The following is a 451-nucleotide window of genomic DNA, read 5'->3' as shown; positions in this document are numbered from 1 at the left end:
CAATCAGACTGCCCGCGAATATAAGGAGGAACACGCCGACTTCGTCGATTTCGAGCCGTTCACGGACATCATCCAGCAGCCCGGCGGCGGCTCACACGAGTTCACCATCGAGCGCTCGGTGATGGACGCGGTCAACGAGTACCTCGACGATGCTGTCGACGAACTGGCGAACACGTTCTTGCCGGAGCTGGCGAACGACTACATGAAGGTGTACCAGCTAGCACTGGACCGGCCGATCGCCATCACCGGCGGCATGGCCTGTATCCCCGGCATCGTCGACGAGTTCGAGGAGCGACTCAGTGCGGAGCTGAACCGCGACATCGAAGTCATCGCCGCCGACGAACCGGACGTCGCGCCGACCATCGGCGCACAGCGGATCGCGGCGCGTCTCGTCGAGACCAACTAGGGGTTCCGCCAGCAGTTCAGCCACCGTTCGATTCTGGGCTCAGAC

The 451-nt window shown here is 62.7% G+C and carries 1 pseudogene; it reads left to right on the top strand.

Going from position 1 to position 451, the window contains the following annotated elements:
• A pseudogene (locus FY251_RS21330) lies at positions 1 to 406 on the top strand (hypothetical protein); the annotation flags it as partial.
• Positions 407 to 451 lie beyond the last annotated feature (45 nt).

Origin of the sequence: Haloferax sp. KTX1 (assembly GCF_902410085.1) — an archaeon.
Classification (GTDB): domain Archaea; phylum Halobacteriota; class Halobacteria; order Halobacteriales; family Haloferacaceae; genus Haloferax; species Haloferax massiliensis.
The sequence above is the reverse complement of the archived record's forward strand: the minus strand, read 5'-3'. Positions and strand labels throughout refer to the sequence as shown.